Genomic DNA, 2,082 nt, shown 5'->3' with positions numbered 1-2,082 from the left:
CCACGGGGCGCACGCCCATCGCTTCAATCTCCGGCGCGGATGCTTCATCGGCGGGGTCGATGACGAAGAGATCGATGAGGCCGCGGTAGAACGCCGCCACACCCGCTGCTTCGGGCCGTAGCCCCAGGCCCTGCATCATCTCCACCGCCGGCCCCTTGAACGCTCGCCCCGCCGCCAGCGGGCTGACGGCCACCCGCCGCCGGCGCCTTGCCAGGCTCTCCCGCACGCCCGGCAGCGCCAGGATCGGCGCGATGCTCACGACGGGGTTGCTGGGAGCGATGACGACGACGTCGGCCTCGTCCAGAGCTTCCAGCACGCCGGGCGCCGGACGGGCGCGTTCGATCCCCTCAAAGCGCACCCGCCTGACGGGCAAAGCCGCCCTGTGTTGCACGAAGTACACCTGGAAGGGGAGTTCCTGCTCGGCTCCTTCGAGCTCGACGGTCACGCGGGTTCGCACAGGGTCATCCGACATGGGCAAGATCCGCGCCGTCACCCCGAGCCGCCGCGCCAGCTCTGCGGTGACCCCCGAAAGGGTGCGGCCCTGCCGCAGCCACCAGGTTCGAAGGATGTGCGTGGCCAGGTCCTGGTCCCCCAGGTAAAACCAGGCGGGCTCACCCCAGCGCGCGAGCGCTCGCAAACAGCCGTCCGTGTCCCCGTCGACGCCCCACCCGGTCTCTCGGCTGACCAGCCCGGCCAGCGTGTACATGACCGTGTCGAGGTCGGGGCTCACGTGAAGGCCGTAAAAGATCTCGTCGTCCCCGGTATTGACGATAACCGCCAACAGGCCGGGGTCGCGCACCACCGAGGCGAGGCCCGCCGCCATCCGGGCTCCGCCCACGCCGCCGGCCAGCACGGCCACCTTCACGGCGCCTGCCACTGCGTGGCCCCTCCCGCTACCTGACGTACCGAACGACGGCCTCGAGGGGCTTGCGGTCCCGGTAGCGGCGTTCGCCTTGCGGGTACCCCAACGTGATGGCCGCCTGAGGCTCCCAGTCGTCCGGCAGGTCGAGTTGCCGGCGGACCACGTCCGGCGCGAAGAGCGGCGCGCAGGTCCAGCAGGCACCCAGCCCCATGTGGGCGGCGGCCAGCAACAGGTTCTCGATGGCCGCCGCCACGCTCTGGACCCCCATCACGTACTCCGCCCGCTGCCGGACCTCGTCCGGGTAGCGATCCATCTCGGCCATGGTCAAACACGCCACGATCACGACCGGCGCCTCGCCAAACCGCCGGCGGGAAAAACCGAGCCACGACGCCGCGATGGCCGGGTCCACTCCGTCGGCGGCCAGGTCGCGCTCCCACGCCTGCGCCATGGCCTCCGCAAGCCGCCGGCGCGCCTCGGCCGACTCGACCACGACAAACCGCCAGGGCTGGCTGTTGTGGGCCGAGGGCGCCAGCACGGCGGCCTTCAGCAGGCGCCGCACGGTCTCGTCGGGCACCGGCTCCCCGCCGTACACCCGCACCGTCCGCCGCCGGTCGAGCCAGGCCAGCACCGGGTCGTCGTTCACCGGGACGCTACCACCGCCGTGCTGCGCCGCACGAGCGCCGCAGCCAGGACTACGGCGAAGGCCCCGTTGAGCAGGCCCTTGAGGCCGTTGAACGGGATGATGGCCGGCCACAGCAGCGCCGCGACCTTCTCCGGCGGCATCCCGAACTCGAGATAGAGGATGGGGAAGTTCGCTGCCACCATGACCAGTACCCGAGCCAGCGTCCCGCCCAGGATGGCCGCCGCCATGGCCGGCAGCGCAGCCGCCCTTACGCCCGCCAGCCGGCCGCCCGGCTCGCCAGCGCCCGGACGACCTCCTGGAGCAAGCCGCCGGAAGAGGTGGGCCGCCACCCCGACGAAAGTGGCCGCTGCGATGAAGTCGGCCAGTGGCCCCAGCGGGTTGCCGTCCCGGATGAGCCAGAAGAGCGCGTCTTTCAACAGGACGGTCAACACCCCCGGGCCCGGCCCCAACAGGAAGCCTGCCAGCAAGCCCACCGCGTCGCTGGGATCGTACTTCAAAAACGGGGCACCCGGGACGATGGGAAAGTGGATGGTCATCATGGCCACCGTGGATCCGGCGGCAAGCACCGCCACCTCCG

At 71.4% G+C, this 2,082-nt stretch carries 3 protein-coding genes; all 3 read right to left on the bottom strand.

Translation table 11 applies throughout. From position 1 onward, the window contains the following. Window positions 1–877: 2-phospho-L-lactate transferase (cofD, locus tag AB1609_22270; GenBank protein MEW6049160.1), on the bottom strand; the 877-nt coding region annotated here is incomplete at its 3' end. A gap of 16 nt (window positions 878–893) precedes the next feature. Next, entirely contained in the window at window positions 894–1,505 is a 612-nt protein-coding gene (locus tag AB1609_22265; protein MEW6049159.1) for a nitroreductase family protein, read from the bottom strand. Then, the coding region (locus tag AB1609_22260) for an ECF transporter S component (protein ID MEW6049158.1) at window positions 1,502–2,082 on the bottom strand (581 nt) is incomplete at its 5' end. The genes AB1609_22265 and AB1609_22260, both read right to left, overlap by 4 nt.

The organism is Bacillota bacterium, assembly GCA_040754675.1.
Classification (GTDB): Bacteria; Bacillota; Limnochordia; order Limnochordales; family Geochordaceae; genus Geochorda.
Note: the sequence above shows the minus strand (reverse complement) of the source record. Positions and strands in the feature narration are given on the sequence as shown.